At 55.0% G+C, this 21,952-nt stretch carries 13 protein-coding genes; 2 read left to right on the top strand and 11 right to left on the bottom strand.

Annotated features, from left to right (window positions below; genetic code table 11):
* Positions 1-488: 488 nt before the first annotated feature.
* The 4 genes from HDF16_RS26785 to HDF16_RS26765 form a co-directional block, all read right to left on the bottom strand.
* Positions 489-1,232: a hypothetical protein gene (locus HDF16_RS26785; protein ID WP_184223455.1), complete on the bottom strand. Its 744-nt coding sequence runs from the start codon at positions 1,230-1,232 to the stop codon at positions 489-491.
* A 693-nt stretch (positions 1,233-1,925) separates the two neighbouring features.
* Positions 1,926-5,144, bottom strand: a complete 3,219-nt coding sequence (locus HDF16_RS26775; RefSeq protein WP_184223451.1) for a TonB-dependent receptor — start codon at positions 5,142-5,144, stop codon at positions 1,926-1,928.
* A 312-nt stretch (positions 5,145-5,456) separates the two neighbouring features.
* Complete coding sequence (locus HDF16_RS26770; RefSeq protein WP_221313238.1) at positions 5,457-6,860, bottom strand: sensor histidine kinase; 1,404 nt, start codon at positions 6,858-6,860, stop codon at positions 5,457-5,459.
* A complete protein-coding gene (locus HDF16_RS26765; protein WP_221313236.1) occupies positions 6,860-7,567 on the bottom strand; it encodes a response regulator transcription factor in 708 nt (235 codons plus the stop codon). Before HDF16_RS26765 ends, HDF16_RS26770 begins: the two co-directional genes overlap by 1 nt.
* Positions 7,568-7,932: 365 nt before the next feature.
* Between HDF16_RS26765 and HDF16_RS26760 the strand changes: the two genes are divergently transcribed.
* Complete coding sequence (locus HDF16_RS26760) at positions 7,933-10,014, top strand: MMPL family transporter (RefSeq protein ID WP_184223447.1); 2,082 nt, start codon at positions 7,933-7,935, stop codon at positions 10,012-10,014.
* A gap of 825 nt (positions 10,015-10,839) precedes the next feature.
* On the opposite strand, the gene HDF16_RS26755 is transcribed toward HDF16_RS26760, so the two are convergent.
* On the bottom strand, positions 10,840-11,286 hold the full coding sequence (locus HDF16_RS26755; protein WP_184223445.1) for a hypothetical protein: 447 nt from the start codon (positions 11,284-11,286) through the stop codon (positions 10,840-10,842).
* Positions 11,287-11,322: 36 nt separating this feature from the next.
* Here HDF16_RS26755 and HDF16_RS26750 point away from each other — a divergent pair, with 36 nt between their 5' ends.
* Positions 11,323-11,601, top strand: a complete 279-nt coding sequence (locus HDF16_RS26750; RefSeq protein WP_184223442.1) for a hypothetical protein — start codon at positions 11,323-11,325, stop codon at positions 11,599-11,601.
* Positions 11,602-11,763: 162 nt separating this feature from the next.
* Here HDF16_RS26750 and HDF16_RS32240 read toward each other — a convergent pair whose 3' ends face one another.
* From HDF16_RS32240 to HDF16_RS26720, 6 genes are all read right to left on the bottom strand, one after another.
* Complete coding sequence (locus HDF16_RS32240; RefSeq protein WP_184223459.1) at positions 11,764-12,039, bottom strand: phosphatase PAP2 family protein; 276 nt, start codon at positions 12,037-12,039, stop codon at positions 11,764-11,766.
* A gap of 238 nt (positions 12,040-12,277) precedes the next feature.
* Positions 12,278-12,592: a hypothetical protein gene (locus HDF16_RS26740; protein ID WP_184223440.1), complete on the bottom strand. Its 315-nt coding sequence runs from the start codon at positions 12,590-12,592 to the stop codon at positions 12,278-12,280.
* A gap of 43 nt (positions 12,593-12,635) precedes the next feature.
* Positions 12,636-14,165, bottom strand: coding sequence for an efflux transporter outer membrane subunit (locus HDF16_RS26735; RefSeq protein WP_348641445.1), 1,530 nt, complete (start codon positions 14,163-14,165; stop codon positions 12,636-12,638).
* Complete coding sequence (locus HDF16_RS26730) at positions 14,165-17,284, bottom strand: efflux RND transporter permease subunit (protein ID WP_184223438.1); 3,120 nt, start codon at positions 17,282-17,284, stop codon at positions 14,165-14,167. Before HDF16_RS26730 ends, HDF16_RS26735 begins: the two co-directional genes overlap by 1 nt.
* Positions 17,281-20,670, bottom strand: a complete 3,390-nt coding sequence (locus HDF16_RS26725; RefSeq protein ID WP_184223436.1) for an efflux RND transporter permease subunit — start codon at positions 20,668-20,670, stop codon at positions 17,281-17,283. The genes HDF16_RS26730 and HDF16_RS26725 overlap by 4 nt, the downstream gene beginning before the upstream one ends.
* The gene (locus HDF16_RS26720) at positions 20,667-21,911 is read right to left on the bottom strand and encodes an efflux RND transporter periplasmic adaptor subunit (RefSeq protein ID WP_184223435.1); all 1,245 of its coding nucleotides are present in this window, start codon (positions 21,909-21,911) and stop codon (positions 20,667-20,669) included. Before HDF16_RS26720 ends, HDF16_RS26725 begins: the two co-directional genes overlap by 4 nt.
* Positions 21,912-21,952: the final 41 nt, after the last annotated feature.

The following is a 21,952-nucleotide window of genomic DNA, read 5'->3' as shown; positions in this document are numbered from 1 at the left end:
CCTAGAGTGGGCGTGCATACCAATATGACCGATAGAGAACCGCATGTCCGTCAAGACATGTACGTAAGTGTAAGAATTTGTATGAGGCCTACGGGACGGCCAGCGTGCAGTGCTTCCAGAAGCAATCAGGGAGATACAGAACCAACGCCGGACTGTGAGCAGAGCGCTCGGTCTAGACGGCAAACCGCTGCTAATCGGTGGCGGCGATTCGAGATCTACTCAGCTTCAGGAGATCGTCAGTTTCCTCGGCTCACTAGTTTGAGATAAAGGAGTGAGCCATGGAATAGTCCCTAGTTTCGCGACTTCCACTGCTTTTACCATTGGGGATGCGAATGCGCGTTTACCGCTGGCTAGCGTTGACCCATTTTTTTTGGGCGACTCATTTGCAGACGGGCTGGGCCTGTCGTGTAGGGAGTGAGCATTCTAGCCGCCTCCCCGACCCCAGGTTGTAGGAATGACGGTCCTCCTCGGATCTGCTTATAGGTGCGTCAGGCGCCGACCGCGCTTTCCCCGATACCACGCTGGGTCTCCCGCTTGCGCCATAGCACGAGAGTGAGGGCTAGCAAGAGCCCGGAGACGACGAGGCTAAGCGACAAAGACATGACAAACGCCAGGATGTCTCCGACATTAGTACCCCACCACCGCACTGCAACAACGACGATCCAATAGCTGACGATTGAGTTCAGTACCGTGCGAGCCCTAACACCCAGAAGGGTCGCAAGAACGACGGTCGATAGCCCCGCCGACATGGGTACGCCGATCGAGACTGAAGAGAAGGAATGGCCAAGGCCGTCACCGATAACTGTGCCAAGCGTGCCAGCTGTCAACATACAGAGCCAATAGAAGCCGCTCGTTGGGGGCAAGTCGCCTGTCGAAGATCGCGGAGTTACCCGAAGTTGTAAGGCGACGAGAAAGCAAAGAAGCAAGGTGACCACGGTTGCAACCAAGGTGTACGCCAGATGCGCTTTACCGATAGAAAAGTCCGCGATGTTGGTGGCAGCGGCGCGTACGGTGAGAATGGCCAGCCAATAGAAGGCCTCGCTTCCGCGCTTACTGAGGCGATCGACGATGACAAGTCCCGCGAACACCACCGCCAAGAGCAGCAGACCGGTCCCGGGGTCCATCTTGAGGACGTCGGGAACGTAGTCACCTAGGTTTGTCCCGCAGATGCTAGCGATTGAGATGGCTGTCCAGTAACGCGGGCCGACTTTTGGTGTGACCTTGAATTGCATAAAATCTCCTGGATTTGTTGCAGGGTTGAGCTGATCCCTGTTGGAATACTCACGCGGTATGCCATAGCTCGCTTGACTGACCGCTTAAAGCGTTCCAGCTTCTCCGGAAGCCAGCAGTCCAGCGTTCTACGAGAACGATTAATGTGCGTAGCAGGAATGTCCTGAGGTCATCAACTGCATCAGAGGTAGCCTGTTCATCCACGGGTTGATCGGGCTCGATGTGTAACGACAGAGATGCAATCGTGAAGATTAGGTCTGTGCAATTCGGAAGTACGTTGGTTCTGCCTATTCTTGCTTCAACAGCTTCGTCCACGAAGGCACCGTCCCTATACCCCAAGTCCAAAATTTTCTTGAACATTGCGAGAGTATGCACTTTCAACCTTAAATTCACCTTTTTACCCAGGTGGAAATCTCTGCAACCGAAAACCTACGATAGGAACTGCTTTCAAGACCTGGGCACAGTGGTGCACGTAGTGCTGACAGCAACTTCCGTGGCGGACACCGTAGCGCCAACCACGTACTTTCCGGTAGACTCGGCCGCGTGGCCGGACAAGGCGGCGCGGTCCTTTTGCGTGAAGGCAGCCACACTGATCGATAGCAGAAAGTGAACAATATATAATCGACGCGTACTTCCTCCGATGGTGAACGCGGAGCGGCCCAGCTACTGAGCTGGTGGCCTCTAATTTGCGGTCGCTAGAAAGTGGCTTTGACACCAAATTGGATCTGGCGAGACGGTGTGGTTGTCGAGGTAATTAGGCCTGCAGTCGCGCTTGGCGTTCCATCGGGGTTGTAGATGTCAGTATTGCCTGGGATCGCATAGTTCGTGTGGTTGAGGATGTTGAAAAACTCAGCCCGGAACTGCACGTTGAGGCGGTCCCCGGCCTTCGGGATTTGCACAATCTTGAAGACGGAAGTGTCCATATCAAGCAAGCCTGGCCCGACGAGAATATTGCGCCCAGCGTTGCCCATCACACCGGGGGCTGGAACAGGGAAACACTGCGTTTTTACATAATTCAAGTAGTTCCGCGGGTTGATGAGCGAGGAGCAGCCAGCGCCGCCCAGGCGGTCAGGGTAGTCCTGAAGACCGTTCGAACCCAGCGGATCTCCGGCGGATCCGAATATGGGGGTGAACGGGATGCCGTCGCTCGCTGTCAAGATTGTGCCCAACTGCCAGCCCTTGGTCAACCAAGTGATCACAGGCTGATCTCCATGCAATTGCGGCAAATGTGCGATGCCATTAACCACCAGAACTCGGCTTTGATTGAAGTCGGACGGACCACGGCCACGGGCTGGCGCAAAGAAGGGCAGTGTCGAAACTGAATTACCAAAGGAATCCGCCGCCAGGCTGGAAGAGCTGTCGTCGATGCTTCTGCTCTGGGTGTAGGAAACCTGGAACTGCAAGCCGTGCTTCATGTTCCTGCGAAGGCCGACTTGAAGGCCGTCATAGTAAGAATCGCCAATCCAGTCCAGACCCCGGATAGTGCCATATTTTGGATTCAAGATATTTCCGCTTGCGATCGGAAGTGGCCATTGGAAACTCCCCTGTGGGGTCGCAGTTGGCAACACAATGTTGTACTGATTGGAATAATAGGGCTGGTGCAGACCGCGCGAACCTAAATACGCGACCAAGAGCGTCATGTCGGTCGTGAGTTGGCGCTCTACACTCAGATTCCACTGCATCACATAGTTGCGCTTTGGAGACTGCTGAACGTGAGTCCCGAAAAGAGTGTATGGATTGAGATAAGCCCCAGCCCCACTGTAGAAAGTACCGGCCGGGAGTGTGCCCTCAACGATTCCGTACTTTGTGAATGGCGCAGAAAACGTAGCAGGGAGAATGAATTCATATGGCAAAGGCAGAACGTCGTATACACCGAAAGCGCCACGGATAACGGTCTGTGAGCCTGCGAATGGACTCAGCGCAAAACCGACACGAGGCTCGAAATTGAGAGTCGTTGGGTTCTTGAAAAATGAATTACCGAGTTGGGGTGTTGGATCGCTGATATTGATCAAGTTGGAAAGCTTGCCCCTTACCTCACGAACGACCGAGGTATTTTCGTAACGCAATCCCAGGTTAAGCGTAAGGTTTGGGCTGACTCGCCAATCGTCCTGAGCGTAACCCGCAAATAGCATCTCCTGGAGATTGCGCGGGGAGACCGTGCCGCTCGAAGGGGCGCTATAAACAAAGGGATGATTGGTCAAGAAGCCAGCCACCGAGGTGAAGACGAACTGCCCGTCCAGGGTGTTATGGTTCAAGACATTTAGGTGCATCAGCTCAAACGCGATGCCGGTCTTAATGGAGTGCTTGCCGCGGTTGAGGAAGACATTCTCGCCCAATTGATAGGAGGTCCACGCGTAGTCTGAGCCGCTTGCTCCTGAACCACCAGTAAAGCCAGTCCACCCGGGTACTGAGACTTGTGCTGCATACTGACCTGGTACCGACGCCAGGCTGGGATCCAGCACCGCCGGATTGATAGCCTGAGCGCCAACGTTATTGACGACAAAGTTCCTATTTAGTCCGATTCGGAAGGTATTCACGATCACTGGAGAAAATGTGTGGGTCTCCTCAATCGTGGCTATCTGTTTGGAGGTCTTACTCAAGAAGAAAATATCGTTCAGGCTGTCGGGGTAGGTGTAAGGCGTTCGGTCGTAGAGGTATGTCGCAAAGATGGAATCGTTTTGTGAAAAACGATGATCAACACGGCCAACTGCAAAATCCTCCTGAACGACCTGCGGTTCACTGAAGTTGTAGATTCCTATGTTTCCGTTCCCGCCGGGCGCGAGTCCGCCATTAGGGAGGGGCCAGAACGTCAGATACTTTGCTGCGGATGGATCGACGCCAACGTTGGTCACGGTCCCATCAGCGTTGTGGAGCATTCCGTTTCGGGCATCTGCCGTTGGAACAGTTGCCACGCCGCTATTTCCCTGATTCTGCCGGATGCCCTCGTAGTTCACGAAGAAGAACGTGCGATTCCTCTTCATGGGGCCACCCAACGATCCACCAAACTGGTTGCGGCTGAAGTACGGGAGGGTAGAACCGTCAAAGAAGTTACGGGCGTCGAATATGCTGTTGCGAACGAACTCGTATCCACTGCCGTGAAATGCATTCGTGCCGAAGCGCGTCACGGCGTTGATGATCCCACCAGCTGACCGTCCATACTCCGCGGATGCGTTCGTTGTGATCACCGTAAACTCCGAGATGGCGTCGACACCGAGGTTGCCGCCGATCACACTGCCGGAGTCGTTTGCATAGTCGTTCAGGCTAGTTCCGTTGAGCAAATAATTATTCTGCTGCGGCCGCGCACCGGAGATTGTCAACTGCGAACCGAATCCGCGTGTACCTCGATCGGTTCCGATAGCGAAAGAACGCTGTGCCTGAATGGCTGCTACACCGGGCTGAAGTACGGCCAAATCGAACCAGCTTCGCCCATTTAACGGCAGGTCGCGGATCGTTTCACCGCCTAGGAATGCACTGATATCGGAGGTCGCTAGCTGAAGATCCTCAATGTTCGCCGGAACAACAATTTGTTCCGTTTGACCCTCGACGTCCAGGGAGACGTCAAGCACCTGTGCAGTGCCTACAGTAATTGTGATGCCGGTCAGGTGCTTTCTGCCGAATCCCGAGGCTGACACATCTACCGCGTAAGCTCCAGGAAGCAGGTTTGGCAGCGAGTAGCTGCCTGTCCGGTTGGTCGTCACGGTCCTGCTGACTCCGGTTTCGGTATTTGTGACCGCGATCGCACCATTGACGATCTTTGCGTTCGAACGGTCGGTCATGGAACCTGACAGGGATCCACCCGAGCTCTGTGCAAGTAGCAGAGTATTGGTGAACCCGGCTAGGAACATGACGACGGCCAATGCAAGACATTTGCCAAGCCTGACGAAAACAGGATTGTGACTTGATTCTCGACTCATGATGATCTCCCTTGTAGAAACGCAGCACCTCAGCTGCCTTGTTCTGCAAGGCTGTGGTGTCAAGTAAATGTGTCGATTGCGGAACGAACTGTAGCAACACTAGGGAGCGACAGTGACGGTTCAATGACTGTTACCTGAAAATCAACTGAAATGTCGAAGCCGCTTGAGAACGAAAGGTCAAAGTGCAGGGATCGAAACTTGCCGTCTTGGGCGCGGGCAGCTCACGACGCTTCGACATAATGAAGCGAAGGTCCCATCCGGACGATAGGAAACCTTTTTCGCAGCTCGAGATAGTAGGGAAGCGGACGTCGCTCAGCGAGGGAAGGCGATTGAGAAGGTCGAGCCCTCACCCAACTTGCTGTCCACCTCGATGTGTGTTTGATGGGCGTCAGCGATACTCGATGCTATCGAAAGTCCGAGTCCTGCACCTCCCAGATCACGCTGGCGCGCTTTGTCGGAACGGTAGAATCGGTCAAAGATCAAGGGCAGCTCTTTCTCGGCTATGCCGATTCCTGTGTCTCGTACCCACACAACACTGCTTCTTGCATTTGCCACTAGGCTGATTTTGACCCGACCATCGCGCTCGGTGTACTTCACTGCATTCTCGATCAGGATCAGAAACAACCGGTAAAGCGCAGAGGGCTCGCCCACTAGGGTCGCGGTATTCTGGGGAAGCTCGAGAGAGAGATCGATCCCTTTATCAAGCGCGGAATCCCTTACCTGCTCTACGGCTCGCCGCAGGACATCGCGTAGGTCCAGCGAAACTCTGATTAGCGGCACAGAGTTTGAATCGGCACGAGCCAACAATAGCAGATCTTCAATCAACGTTGTCATTCGCTCTGCCTCCGTAAGGACGCCGACAAATGCGTGCTGGTACTCTCGCGGTTGGCGCGGCTGCAATAGCGCAACCTCCGCCGTTGTTCGTATGAATGCCACTGGCGTGCGGAGTTCATGAGATGTGTCTGCGGTAAACCGGGTGACACGCCGAAAGGCGCGATCAAGCCGATCGATCATCTCGTTTAGAGTCTCGGAGAGCCTTTGCAATTCGTCCCCGCTCTGTGGAACGACTAGCCGCTGGGAGAGGTTATGATGGCCAATCGCGCGGGAAGTCTCGATGATGCGATCCACTGGCGTAAGAGCGCGCCGACTTAGCCAATAGCCGCCTGCGGAAGCGGCGATGACGAACACAGGGATGGACCACGCCATCAGATTGGCGATGCGCGCCAGGGTAGCTTGGAGTCCTGCCATTGAGGCAGCCACCTGAATCACGAATGCATGGCCATCGATTTGAAGCGAGGCGGTCTGAATTCGCATGGGAGCGCCCGTCACCTTGCGCGTCACCAATCCGGTCTCATGTGAGGAAACTGGCGCAGCGATCTTCAATTCCTGCATGGATCGCGACTGGCAATACCATCGGCCCTGGCCATCCGAGATCTGTAGCATCTCCCCACCCAGAGGCTCCAGATCGGCATTTGTACTCGACACCTGGATAAGGACGTTCTCTTCAAGCTCGTCGCGAATTCGGTTTAGATCGAATCGAGGCACTTGACGGTTTAGGTAGCTCTCGACCCCGTTCACGCGAGACTGCAGTTCCCCATCAACGCTTGCCTGAAGTGCCCTCCGGACGCCGAAGTAAATTGTGCCAGCGAATAGGAAGAGGATTGCAAGCAAGATAGACGAATACCATAAGGTGAGTCGCAGCCGTATAGAGAGCATTATTTCCGCCCAGGGGAGGAAATCCGGTATCCAACCCCACGGACCGTCTGTAGCAGACGCACGGATCTCCCCCCATCGATCTTCACCCGCAAGTGGGTCATGTAGACATCGAGCGAATTGTTCTCAACATTCGTAGCAAATCCCCAGCCGGCATCGATAAGGCTCTGCCTGGTAACGACCCGATGTCTGTTCTTCACCAGAAACTCGAGCAATACATACTCCTTCCGCGTGAGGTCGACAATGTCTCCGCCGCGAGACACCTCTCTCGAAGTGGTGTCGATTACAAGGTCATCAAGGATAAGCATTTCCGAATGAATTTCTGACCGGCGGCGCGCCAGCGCTTTCAGGCGCGCGGTCAGTTCTACAAAAGAAAATGGCTTTGTAAGATAATCATCCCCGCCGCTCTCAAGACCGTAGACGAGATCGGTCAATTCATCCCGGGCTGTCAAGAATAGGATAGGCGTCGAAACTCTTATGCGTCGCAGTTCGCGTCCGATCGCAAAACCGTCCATGCCTGGTAGCATGACGTCAAGCACCAGAACGTCGTACGGAAACTCCGTCGCCAGATGGAGGCCATCGGTGCCATCAAAAGCGACTTGAACAGAAAATCCCTGTTCGTAGAGAGCGGCGCGTAGCAATCCCGCCATTGCTTTCTCATCTTCGACCAGCAAAACGTGAATCATCGTCTTCCCCATACCGATTTGCATTGGCGAACTCAGTCTATCGCGGCAACAGTGACCGATGTGCATTTTCAGGCAATCTTCAGGTTGCTGCGACTCAGTAGCAACAGAGAATCGTTAATATCATGTCGAATTGGAGTTTCGGATGCCTTACAAAACTTCACAACCGCTGTACAAATCCTGACCAATTCTCGCAAGCGGGCGTTGTCTAATCTCACTCAAACGGAACGGCTAAGATCCGCTCGCAGAAAGTGTGTGACTCCGGTGCTGATGGGACGAGCTATCAGCTTCACATGCAACCAGCCCTGCGGGCGCTTCATTTGTCTCTTGCGCAAAGCGACCGCCTCAACAATTCTTGAATACCAATCCGACCAAGAAGAGATACAACACTGATGACTTCTTTCGTAATGCGTCACAAGATCCTGACCGTCTGTTTCTGGTTGCTGCTTTCCTTCTGTGGGGCCAAATATGCAGGCGTCATGATGCACCGCATGGACTACACGTACACCACGCCGGGACAGCCCGGATTTATTGCAAACCAGCACATCCTCGATAGCTTTGGTATCGACGCAACCTTCGAGCCCTTTCTTGCCGTGCTTCACCTGCCGCAAGGGAGTGGCATGGATACACCAGCTGGCCAAGCGATGGCGGCAAAGACCTTTGATTCTGCCTCGAATGCCTCGATCGTTGCTATCGCGGACTATGCGAACACGCATGATTCGCTTTTCATACTTGATCACGGACAGACCACATGGGCGCTGATCGATCTGCCAAATCCTGACAAGGGGCCGAGCGCTGGCTTCGAGGAACGCATCCCTCCTGCTATGCAGAAGGCGGTAATGCCGGGATCTAAACTTACGCTTACCGGCTTCGCTCAAATGTTGTCCAATGCGGGGCCCAATCGGCACAACCTTGTTATTGGATTGGAAATTGGTATCGTAGCCGCCGCAGTTGTACTGCTGTTGGTATACGGTTCAGCCATCGCGATCGTGCCTGTGATGATGGCGCTTCCCGCCATTTTGGTCACCTTCCTGAGCGCTTTGGGTCTGACCTACCTAACGCCGGTCAGTTACTTCGTTCCCTACATGATCATTCTCCTTAGTCCCGGACTCGCGGTCGACTACTCTCTCATCGTAGTGACCCGTTGGCGCGAGGAGCGGGAGCGCGGGCTAGACAATGACGCGGCCATTCGATCTGCCATTCGCAGCGCCGGCGGAACAGTAATCCTCAGCGGCGTGACCGTCGCTGTCGGGCTGTTCTCGCTTGTGCTCTTGCCAGTGCCTTTCCTGCGCAGTGTAGGCGTCGGCGGTATGCTTGTGCCGCTCATTGCCACGGGCTCTGCGTTGACTCTGCTACCGATCACACTCGCGGCGTGGGGTCCCTGGCTTGAGCGTCGCCGTCTATGGAAGACCTCCACAACCTTCAGCCGCGGCTGGGAACGTTGGGCGAGGCTGATTCTGCGTTATCGCTGGCTGGCCGCGGTGGTCGCGCTTGCGGTGCTTGGATCCCTTACGATCCCTGCTCTCTCCATCAACACGGCAGAACCGCTCATTGGCTCTCTCCCGCAAACTGGGCCAGCAGCTGAAACTTTCAGAGAACTTCTTCACATTGGTATTCCCAGCGCGGTCGACTTTCCGGTCCAGGTGATCACTCATGGAGGAGACGAAGGCAGAAAACAGGCGACGGCGATTGCTCTGGCGACTCCAGGAGTTTTTGCGGTCGTCTCGCCCAATACCCCGTCCTTCCGTCATGGAGACGATAGCCTTCTGACGGTGATCACAAAGGCAGAGGGGGGCACGCACGAAGGAAAAGCGATCGTCGTTGATCTGCGCAAGCGTATTCAAGGTGTTTCAGGAGGGGCAGAGGTCGGGGGATCCACCGCTGGCGATGTGGCGTTCACTGATGCAGTCTACGGTCACTTCCCATTGATGCTTACCATTGTTTGTCTACTTAGCGTCGCTATCCTAACTAAAGCGCTTCGCTCCTTAGTCCTCGCCCTCAAGGCTGTCCTGCTCAATGTCGTCTCCCTTGGCGCTGCATTTGGGTTTATGGTCTTGTTCTGGCAGCGAGGGTATGGCTCAAACCTTATCTTCGGCGTGCCTGCCACTGCCGCGATTCGCGACTGGATTCCGGTTGTTGTATTTGCCTGCCTCTACGGTCTTTCGATGGATTACGAGGTTTTCGTCCTGTCTCGCATCCGCGAAGAGTATGACCGCCTGCAGGCGACAGACGAGGCCATCGTTCAAGCACTCGCTCGCACCGGACGCCTCGTAACCTCGGCAGCCGTCATTCTGATGATCTCGTTTCTCTCGCTGAGCGGAGATCCTAACCAGATTCCTAAGATTATCTCCACCACCCTCGCCGCCGGCGTTGTAGTCGACGCCATCATCATCAGAACCCTCCTAGTACCGGCGCTTGTGTCCTTGATGGGCAAATGGAACTGGTGGAGTCCATCGTGGATGCGAGTTGAATGACACGCAGCGCCGTGGTGCTGCCGCAGTATTGAGCAAGCTCCATTACGCAAGAGTGCGGCGACAATTCTTCCGTTTATGGGCCTACGTCCAAACGACGTGGGCCCTATTGGTCAATGCGGACAGTATCTTCCAGGTGTGGCACCAGGTAGAGCCGACTCATTGCCGTCGTGAGCACGAAGAAGAAGCGCCACGCAACAGCCGGCGTGGACTTAAGAAGGGTGAGACCGCAAGAGTCCATTAGAATGTCCAGAACAAAGGTGTTGACTCCAGAGTCTCGATCTTTCCGGGCGACAGTGACTTCCGGCGAGTTTTGGCCCCTGACGCGTTGAAGGCCTCACCCTGTCCCGTGAAGTGCCTACGGTACCAGCGGGTTGTCAAGGCGAACTGCCAACTCGCTCAGGTGCCTGAGCCTGCGACTGTAGCACTGAAGGGAAAATGGATTTGGTCGGTGCCGTCCAGCGTTTCCAAGTTTGTTGCTGTCGAACAAGCCTAATGTGGCCGCCCTTCGCTTCATTGCTGCCCGCAAGCTAATTCCCTGGAGCTGACAGAGTCCTTTACTCCTTGATCTGACTGCGCGGTATCGGGTGCGTATGCTATGCCTTTGCCTCCAGCGATTGCATCGCAACTCGCGTGCCGGTTGCGAGGCCGTCGCTCGTTCCAACCATGACCATCGAATCAGAAATTCGTTCCCATACAAATCCATACAAAAGCTAACACTAGTCAAACGCTGCTTGGCCGTGCAAGACGTGAGACTTGAGTATGCAAATCTCATTCTCCACCTATTTACATCGAGCCTTCGTATTCAGCGGATTACTTACACTCTTGCTAGCTCTTGCACCTTCCGGTTTTGCACAGACAGCCCAGCAGATTATGGATGTTGCCTGCGCAAACGATATACGTCAACAATCCAGCAATACGCTTTGGGAAAGCACCTCCGAGCGGCGGTCGGCAGGCCATGTCTTTGTCGAACGGACAATCGAGACTCTCGATGGAGACGTGGATCTGCTCGTTAGCGTGGATGGCCATGCGCCTGATGGTGCAGAAAAAAGCAAGAATGACAAGGTGCTTCAAGGGCTGCTTAGGAGCGCTCAGGCCCGGGAAGCCATGCACACGGCAATGCTGACGGAAAACAAGGATGCCGCGACACTCATGCAGGCGCTCCCAAAGATGTTCTTGCTGGAGGATCGAGGCCAGACAGACGGGATAGAAACGATCGCTTTTAAGCCTGATCCAGCATTTCAGCCGCAAACCCTTGAACAGCGAGCGATTCATGGTATGTCCGGCACCTTTTATGTTGAAAGAAAGAACATGCGTCTCACAGGAATAGACGCTGTGGTGGCGGAACAAGTGCAGTTCGGCTACGGGATTCTTGGAACGTTGGATAAGGGCGGGACTTATATGTTGCGGCGTGTCGAGGTTGGGCCAGGAGTGTGGAAGACAAAGAACACGAAACTCAATCTGAATGGTCGCGCGGCCCTCTTCAAGGCAATCAATAAGCAGAGCGAAGAGTCGAAGTCCGGCTGGCGTGCAATCTCATCCGACACCACCGTCCTGCAGGCACTCTCGATGCTTGGAGTGCATCCGTGAAGCGGTACTCACGGATGCACGCCATCTTGGAATGCGGTCTCACTAAACATGAACGAGAACCAAGTCGAAGTCGGGTGATCTCCCCGAGCCGCGACGCTCACCTAGTCATGCGTCTCATCCAGATTGCCCGCTGTTCGAGTTGTTTTTCGGTCGGGAGCGCTCTCAAATGCAACTGGGTCCGCACCTCTGCAGTTGCAGCTGTGAGCTCTCGCTCAAAGCGTGGGTCACCGAGCAGACTCCCGGCGTAGAGAAAGCGACACGCCGACTTACATCGAGGTCTGAAGGGTAATGCACTCCACACACTAGTCGATTGTGGGCGTAGTCATCGGCCTGTGCAAGGATCTCCGTCTTCAGCTCTGGCACCATCCGAATCAGGATATAGGCAGAAATAAAGCCGGCAAAGGTGTGGCCCGAAGGATACGAACCATCGTTGTTGATGGCAAAAACCGGATGAAGCGAGGGGTCTGCGTCATTTCAGCGCATCCACCCATGCCTCCAGATCCTTCAGAACCTCAGACTCATTCGTTTTGTAAAAATAGTGGTTTGCGGTGGGATCCGAATGACTTGGGCGGTCGGCACGATCCGCTCCCACGCTTTCGCCTGGGCCTCGGTAAAGTCTGCGTCGTGAGCCGCTGCGGCTGCCTTCTGCTTATCATTCATCGGCGGGCCGCTCCATTCATGAGGGGTCAGCAAAGATTGCGAGGACCGGGCATTCAATTTCGGTGTACTTTTGTTCGCCTGCGATGATCGCCTCAGCGCTCATCCGGCGACGATCCTTCTCGTCAGAAGAAGGCTGCTTTGGAACATCCGGAAGGTCTTCCATCTCCTTTTGCCTGACGACCAGATCCTTTTCGTAGCGTGGCAAATCTATCTTCAACAAATAACTAATGGCGGCAAGAATCGCAATCGTATCCTGTGCGTCAGAAAGTTCGCCAATCTTTGCGCGGAGTTCGATGCTGTCGACATCAAAGTCCCCACTTGTCGCGGGCATTCACTCAGTGCCGACACATCATCTTAGCGAGCGTCAATTTCGCTTAGTGCTTTTTTGAACTGACGTCTTGCTCGGTCGGTAACCTTGAGACTCGCCAGCCTCCGCCTAGAGCTTCGATCAGCTGGACGCTGCTGGACATCTGCTGTATGTGCAGAGTAATGACCGTTTGCTGGTTTGTGAGCAAAGTACTTTGGGCGGTGAATACGTTGAGATATGGATCGAGCCCGGTTCTATAACGCGCAGTGGCAACTTCCAGATAGCGTTGGGCCGACTGAACTACCTCTTGCTGCTGCGCAATCTGCTCTTTGAGTAAACGCTGAGAGACGAGATAGTCCTCCGCCTGCTGAAATGCAGTGAGGACTGTTTGCCTGTAATTCGCGACGTCCGCGTCGTAGAGAGCTCTGTACTGCGAGACCGTGGATTTTCTCAAGCCGCCATCGAAGATAGTTTCAGAGGCCGTTGGGCCCGCCGACCAATATCGACTTGGAGCAGTCATCCACTTTGAGAACTTGGTCGTTTCGAACCCCAAAGTGCCAGAGAAATTCAGCGTGGGGTAATAGGCGGCTCTTTCTACGCCGATGAGAGCGTTCGCCTCTGCCATAGTCCTTTCCGCTGCTGCGATGTCCGGGCGTCGTTCCAATAGTTCGGAGGGAACTCCGAGCGGTATGACAGGGGACCGGGTCGCAAGGGCTTTGAACGGAATCGAAAACGACGAGGCGGGCTCTCCAATCATTAGTGCGATGGCATGCTCATACTGAGCCCGCTCAATGCTTGCGTTGGTTGCAGATGCTTCGGCAGTCTTAAGCGCAATCTCGGCCTGAGCGACGACCTCATCATTCGCCAACCCAGTCCGGTACTGGACACGGGTCAGCGCCAGCGACTGGCGGTCCGCCTCAGCAGTCTTCTGATACAGATCTTCCAACGCGTCCTGCCCTCGCAGCTGAAAGTAGTAGATCGCCAAGTTCGCCTGTTCAGCCAATGTCTGGTTTGCGAGATCGGCTGCGCTTACCTGCGCGGCGTAGGCATACTGGTGCACGGAATTGCGGATACGGCCCCAGAGATCGGGTTCCCAGGAGACATCGAATGGAAGATTGAATAAATTGATGTTTGGATTGCTAATTGAGTTCGATGATGTCGTAGCGGTCTGAGAAGATCGGCTGCGCGAGTACGAGGGGCCTACGCTGATGGTCGGGTAGTAGCTTGAACGTGCTTGCCCTACCTGAGCTCGGGCCGCCGTGAAGTTGGCAAATGCCTTTGCCACATTCTGGTTGGAGATGACGACCTTCTCTTCCAGGGCACTCAGCTCCGGTTCCTGATAGATCTCCCACCATTTCCCGCGAAGTGCAGCATCTTGTGGTTGCGCTTCTTTCCACGTCGTGCCGTCCGGCGCCTGCTGTGGGCCTTGCTCCTTGAATGCGGGGGGAGCCGGCATTACAGGTGGGTGGTACTTCGGTCCGACATTGCATCCCTGCAATCCGAAAACGGCGGAGAGGAAGAGTGCGATGTAACACCCACGACTGTGAGCGTTCCACGGCGTTGGCAGAAGGGCGGGAATCTTGATTGCAGTTTCCACTAGAGGATGTCTCCGGGAGCGAGCAACTCATGGGTATTGCGTGTACTCCGGAAACGGAGCCGAAGCCTGTCGAGAAAGAGATAGATCACGGGCGTCGTATAGAGCGTGAGGATTTGACTGAGCACCAGGCCACCGGCAACCGCAATTCCCAGTGGGCGCCTGAGCTCCGATCCAGTGCCGTGTCCCATCGCAAGAGGGAGTGCTCCAAACAGGGCGGCCATCGTGGTCATCATGATCGGGCGGAAGCGGAGCAGGCAAGCCTCAAAGATGGCATCTCGCGGGCTCTTCCCTTCGATTCGCTCCGCCAACAGAGCGAAATCGATCATCATGATCGCATTCTTTTTCACGATCCCGATTAACAGCACGATGCCGATGATAGAGATCACGTCCAACTCACTCTTGAAGAGAATTAGGGCGAGCACAGCACCAACGCTGGCTGGAGGCAATGTCGATAGGATGGTGAGCGGGTGCATCAAGCTTTCGTAGAGGACACCGAGCACGATGTATACCGCGAATAAGGCCATGACGATGAGGACGATCATGTCGATCAATGATTTACTCATCCCTCCGGCGGTTCCGGGAAAGGCACCTCGCACTGTCCGCGGCAGGGCAAGCCGCTGCTTCAACTGCTCAATTGCCGCGGTCGCTTGGCCGAGAGATGTAGCCGCCGCCAGATTGAATGAAACGGTCACCGCAGGAAAGAGGCCGTCGTGGTTAACTGCCAGAGGCGACGTAGACTTTGTGGGTCGAGCAAAAGCATCCAAGGGAACGGAGGGTCCGCCGAAGGGGTGGACATAGATAGAACCCAGACCCAATGGGCTCTGAGTGTATTGCGGAGCTGCCTCCATGATTACGTGATACTGGTTGAGCGAGGTGTAGATGGTCGAAACTTGCGCCTGCCCGAACGCGCCATAGAGGGATTGATCAATCAGTTGCGGTGTAATGCCATAGCGAGCTGCCGTGGGGCGGTCATAATCTACCAGAGCCTGCAGGCCTTTATTCTGCTGGTCGATGCTGACGTCGGTTATCTCAGGCATCTTTCTCATCTCTTGATAGAGAATTGGTCCCCACTTGCTCAGGTCCGTCACGCTATCGGAGTACAACTCATATTGATATTCGGCATTGCTGTCCTTGCCTTCTGAGGGGATGTCCTGAAAGGGTTTCAATTCAGTTGCTGCGTCTGGGATCGCCTCCAGCTTCGGACGAAGCCGATCCAACACCTCAGAAGCGCTCACTTTTCGCTGTTCCAACGGCTTCAGGGTTACAAAGAGGAAGCCGGAGTTACTGCCGTCACTGCTCCCGGGACCGGAGCTGCTTCCTGTGAATCCAGTAACCACATCGACGGCCGGATCAGTCTGAACCACCGCCTCGATAGCCTTCAATGAACGCTGCATCGCTCCGAAAGAGGCGTCCTGCGGCCCTTGGATTCCACCGAGGAGAGATCCCGTATCCTGAATGGGGAACATGCCCTTCGGGACGCGCGCCATCAGAACAACATTAAGAGCAAGCGTGCCCAGGAAAAGGATCAAGATGGTTGTGGGATGTTTCAAAACCCAGGTCAGACTATGGCGATAGCCAGCCAACAAGTGGTCGAATCCGCATTCGGTGAATCGATAAAGCCGGCCATGCGTCGCCTCGATCTCGGATCGGAGCACGTAAGCGCACATCATAGGCGTCACCGTGAGGGACACCACCATCGAGATCGCAATGGAAACCACTAGGGTGAATGCAAACTCGTGAAACAGGCGGCCGGGTATTCCGCCCATGAAAAGGATCGGGATAAAGACTGCGATGAGAGATAAGCTCATTGAAAGCACGGTCGGACCGGTCTCTTCCGCTCCCCTGAGTGCTGCATCCCTCGCGGAAACGCCAAGTTCCATCAGTCGGACGGTATTTTCCATGACAACAATGGCGTCATCCACGACAAACCCAGTGGAGATCGCCAACGCCATCAAGGAGAGGTTGTCCAGCGTATAGCCGCAGAAATAAATGACCGCAAAGGTGCCGATCACCGAGATTGCTACCGCGACTCCAGGAATCAAAGTGGCTCTCGCGTTTCGCAAAAATAGGAATACTACGAACACTACTAAGACAATCGACAGGATCAGGGTTCTCTCGATATCCTTCACCGACGCGCGGATTGTAGTCGTAAGGTCCCCAGTGACCAGGAGTTGCTGATTCGCTGGAATGGAAGCACGAATCGCCGGAAGACGGTGCTTGATCTCGTCGACTGTGCTGATGACGTTCGCTCCGGGAGAGCAGTACACCAATAAGCTGACCGATTCTTTGCCGTTAACGTAGGCTACAGATCGAACGTTTTCGACCGAGTCGGTGACACTCCCAATATCCGTGAGCCGCACAACAGCGCCATCCTTCATTCCCACAACCAGCGGGGCATAATCCTGAGCCTTCCTGATCTGATCATTCGCGGTCACATCGGAGATCGTAGTTCCGTCGGAGATCTGCCCCTTTGGCCGGTTCGCGTTTTGCTGGCTGATCACGTTCGCGATGTTCTGCATGCCCAGGCCATAGTGACTCATCTGTTGTGGGTTCAGTTCGATCCGGACTGCTGGCAACGAACCACCTAGAATCGATACTTGGCCGACGCCTTTAATCTGCGAGATCTTCTGCTGAATGATGGACGATGCCGTGTCGTACAGTGTGCCGGAGTCGCTAGTCTTTGAAGCGAGATTGAGAACGAGGACGGGCGCCCGTGCGGAATCGAGTTTGCGATAGGTTGGATTCGCCGGAAGGTTGGTGGGAAGATAGCTTCGCGCGGCGTTGATGGCGGCTTCTACATCCCGCGCTGCGCCATCTACATCTCTGCTCATATCGAAGACCAACCGGATCTGCGTGACACCTAACGTGCTCGTCGAACTCATGGCTGTTATGGCAGCAATGTGAGTGAACTGTTTTTCGAGCGGGGTGGCGACCGAGGACGCCATCGTCTCAGGACTCGCGCCAGGGAGTGCCGCCGTTACACTGATCGCGGAGAGATCGACCAGAGGCAGGGAAGCGACAGGCAGAAGCTTGAACGCGATCACTCCGGCGATTGAAACCCCGACGGCAAGAAGGGTGGTGCCGACAGGCCGTTTGACAAAGAGTGCAGAGATGTTCATGCTCGCTCCGTCGCTCTGACAGGAATCTCAGGCGTCTTCGCCCTTGCGAAACGGCTCCCAAGTCGATCGAAGAAGATGTAGATCACTGGGGTTGTGTAAAGCGTCAGTACTTGGCTGAGCAATAGACCGCCCACCATCGCGATACCTAGAGGACGTCGCAACTCCGAACCGATCCCGGAACCGAAAGCAAGCGGGATCCCTGCCAAGAGCGCGGCGAGGGTTGTCATCATGATTGGCCGGAATCGCAATAAGGAGGCTTCGTAGACTGCGTCAGCGGACTTGAGGCCGCTATTTCTTTCGGCCTCTAAGGCGAAGTCGACAATCATGATGCCATTCTTTTTCACAATGCCGATCAAAAGGATGATTCCGATGATGGCGACAATTCCCAGGTCTTGCTTGAAGAACATAAGCGCCAGCAAGGCCCCTACGCCTGCGGAGGGGAGAGTCGAGAGAATTGTGATGGGGTGAATAAAGCTCTCGTAAAGCACTCCAAGCACGATATAGACAGCCGCCAGAGCCGCAAGAATCAATAGCCCCTCGTTGCCACCGACGGCTTTGTAAGCTTGAGCTGTGCCCTCGAAGCTTGTTTGAAGGCTGGCGGGCATATTCAGCCCCCGCTGCACCTTCTCGACTACAGCGACTGCCTGACTCAACGAGGTGTTCGGTCCCAGGTTGAATGAAAGCGTCACAACCGGAAACTGTCCCTGATGGGAAATCGTCAGCGGGCTGGAAGTCTTTTCTAAGCGGGTGAAAGCAGAGAGCGGTATCGGCGACGATGGTGATGCCGTACTTGAGCTAGTGGATCCGGAAGTCTGACCTGAAGTGCCGGACAGGCTGGATGATGCGCTCGTCGACAAGGACGTGCTGGAGGAAGAGGAAAGCGCATTCGAACTCTTTGCTGAGAGCGAGGAAATTCCGCTAGAACTCGATAGAACGTTCGATTGGGCCGTTCCCACCCCGCTCGTAGAAGAGGAGCTCAATGTAGAAACTGTAGTACCTGCGCTGTTGGAAGAGGTGCGTCCGGAGGTTGAACCGCCGGTCGAGCTGCCACTCGATGAGGAGCCCAGCAGATAGATGTAGACCAAGCTTTGCGGGTTCCTCTGGAATTCTGGCGATGCCTCGAGAATGACGTGGTACTGATTTGACTGCGTGTATAGAGTGCTGATCTGCCTTTGACCGAAGGCATCGTACAGGGTGGAATCAATTTGGTCCGCGGAGATGTTCATGCGGGAAGCGGTCGCTCGATCGTACACAAACTTAACCGCCAATCCATGCATCTGTTGGCCTGTTGCGATGTCCTTTAACTCTGGATGTTTCCGCAGTTCCGTCACCATCTTTGCAGTCCATGTGTCCAGTTCGGACTGGTCCGCGTCCTCCAGGGTGTACTGATACTGGCTACTGCTGGAGCGATCGTCTACCGTAAGGTCCTGCACCGGCTGCATAAAAAGATGAATTCCAGCTACCTTCTGCAGGTTGGTCTGGAGCCGTTCAATCACTTTGGTCGCGTTGATGTTGCGCTGCGAGAAAGGCTTTAGATTGATTTGAATGCGCCCACTGTTCAAGGTCGCATTGGTACCGTCGACTCCGATGAAGGAGGAGAGGCTGGCAACGGCGGGGTCCTCCAGGATGACGTTCCCAAGCTCCTGTTGCTTGAGAGCCATAGACTCGAAGGAGATGGACTCCGGAGCCTGGGATATTCCTTGAATGATGCCGACATCCTGGACAGGAAACAGACCCTTCGGAATTACGACGTACAGGTAGACCGCGAGCGCCAATGTCGAAGCCGCAACCAAAAGCGTTGCGGCTTCGTGACGAAGCACCCATTGCAACGTACGACCATACCGTTCGATCAGGCGCTCGAACATGCGTTCAGACCAATGATAGAAACGGCCCTGCTTGGACTCGGCCTTATGTCGCAGAATGCGGGCGCTCATCATCGGAGTCAGAGTCAGCGACACAACGGCGGAGATGAGAATCGTCACTGCAAGTGTAATCGCGAACTCGCGGAACAACCTTCCCACAATGTCTCCCATAAGTAGCAAGGGGATGAGAACGGCTATGAGGGAGATAGTAAGAGAGATGATGGTGAAGCCTATCTGGTCGGCCCCTTTGAGCGCGGCTTCGAGAGGTCCATATCCCTCTTCAAGGTAGCGCGAGATATTCTCGATCATCACGATCGCGTCATCGACGACGAACCCCGTGGAGATGGTAAGAGCCATCAAAGTAAGATTGTTGAGGCTGTACCCCAACAGATACATCACGGCCAGGGTTCCGATGAGAGAGATCGGAATTGCGATGGCAGGAATGATCGTCGCTGCAAGGTTGCGCAGGAAGACGAAGATGACCATCACGACCAATCCGATCGTCAGCATGAGTTCGAACTCAACATCGGCAACAGATGCCTGAATGGTGGTCGTCCGGTCAGTGAGCACTGTGAGTTGCACTCCGGTCGGGAGGCCAGCCTGCAGCTTGGGCAGCAGATCCTCAATGCTCTTGACCACCGCGATCGTATTCGCACCTGGCTGTCGCTGAATGTTGAGGATTACGGCGGGCGTCTGGTTCATCCATCCTGCGAGGCGGACGTTTTCGACTCCATCCGTGATCTTTGCAACGTCGGAGAGTGTTACGGGAGCTCCATCCTTATAGGCGACCAGCACATCCTGATAGTCCTTGCTGGAGAGCAGCTGATCGTTCGCATTAATCTGGTAATTTTGCGTATGCCCGTCGAAGGTCCCCTTCGCCGAGTTGACGCTTGTGGTAACGAGCGCGGTTCGGAGATCCTCCAGGCTGATCCCATAAGCCGATAGGGCTGTCGGATTGACCTGAATGCGAACCGCGGGCTTCTGGCCGCCACTGATCGTCACAAGCCCAACTCCACCGACCTGCGAGATTTTAGGGGAGAGACGCGAATCTGCCAAATCTTCTACGTTCGACAGCGGAAGGATCTTCGAAGTCAGGGCGAGCGTCAATACGGGCGCATCCGCCGGGTTCGACTTGCTGTAAACAGGAGGGACGGGTAGATCGGTTGGCAAGTAGCTTTGCGCTGCATTGATCGCGGCCTGAACCTCTTGTTCGGCGACGTCGATATTGAGGCTCAAATTGAACTGCAACACGATCGCCGAACTACCGTCCGAACTGGTGGAGGTCATTTGCGTCAGGCCAGGTATCTGGCCGAATTGCCGCTCGAGGGGAGCTGTCACCGCGGAAGACATTACGTCCGGGCTGGCCCCGGGATAGAAGGTCCGCACCTGGATCGTGGGATACTCCACCTCAGGCAAAGCCGAAACCGGCAGCTTGAGATAGGCGGCGGCGCCGACGACCAGAATCGCCACCATGAACAACGCAGTTGCCACAGGGCGAAGAATGAACGGACGGGAAGGGCTCACAGCCCGCTCCCGGTCGGAAGACCACTCGCATGATCGGCTTGTTGCACGACGGTGACAGAAGTCCCGTCCTGCAACTTGTCAAAGCTCGACAAAGCAACTTGCTCCCCTACATCCAACCCTTCGACCGCCGTCCGGTTCCCGTCTGTGCTTTGCTCAGTCACGTTGCGAATGGAGATTGTGTGGTTGCTAGTGACGACGAACACAAAAGCCTGTGTCCCATTACGCTGGATCGCCGCGTTCACGACGAGAACGACACCCTTCAGGCTGTGCACGTGCAAACGCGCGTTGACGAACTGGTTTGGAAAAAGAGCCAAGTCGCGGTTCGTGAACGCGCCTCGAAAGCGAACGGTCCCGGTCGAGGTATCAATTTGGTTATCGAACGTCAGCAGCTCTCCTGTAGCGACTTTGATTCGAGCCGAGCGATCAAATGCATCAACGACCAGAGGTGTCCGTTCCCGAAGCTGTGTTCGGATATCTCCAAGATGGTCTTCCGATACGTTGAATACGACCGTTATCGGTTGGAGTTGGGTGATCACCACCAACGGGTTCGAGACTCCTGAGGCGACGAGATTACCGGAGTCGACAAGCCTGAGACCGACTCGCCCTGAGATTGGGGACGCGATAGAGCAGTAGCTTAGCTGAACTCTGGCGCTCTCGACCTGTCCCAAATCGTATTTGACAGTTCCTTGATACTGAACGACCGCTTGCTCCTGGTCATCGAGAATCTGCTTGGCAACTGCGTGTTCAGCGAACGCATCCTTGTAGCGCGCAAGGTCGATCTCTGCCTGTTTAAGAACCCCGAGGTCATGGTCGAGCGATCCCTCGACCTGTTGAAGCTGTGCTAGGTAAGGCCGCGGGTCGATCTCAATGAGTGGATCGCCCTTCTGCACGGTCTGACCTTCCCGGTAATGAATTGCTACAACTTTGCCGCTCACCTGACTGTAGATATTCACCGTAGAGATGGGTGTCACGGTGCCGAGGGCGTCGATAAAAACACCGATGTCGCCCTTGGTCGCCAACCCGGCGTGAATGATGACGGCCTGGCTCGCAGTTTCAGCGCTAGCAAGAACTTGCTTATCGTTTTTTGAATGCAGCGCGAAATAGCAGCCAACCGCAAGAATTGGGATCAGAAGTAGGGCAAACATAGGCTTAACGCCTGTTACAGGCCGCTCAGTCCTAACCTGCCGCGGAATAGCATCCGCGCCGATCTCCTGGTGGTCTTCGTCGAGATGCTGTATCACTTGCCAACTCCTTTATGAATCCGTATCTGAGCTGTCCCTAG

Source organism: Granulicella aggregans (assembly GCF_014203275.1).
In the GTDB taxonomy this organism is placed as follows: Bacteria; Acidobacteriota; Terriglobia; order Terriglobales; family Acidobacteriaceae; genus Edaphobacter.
Note: the sequence above shows the minus strand (reverse complement) of the source record. Positions and strands in the feature narration are given on the sequence as shown.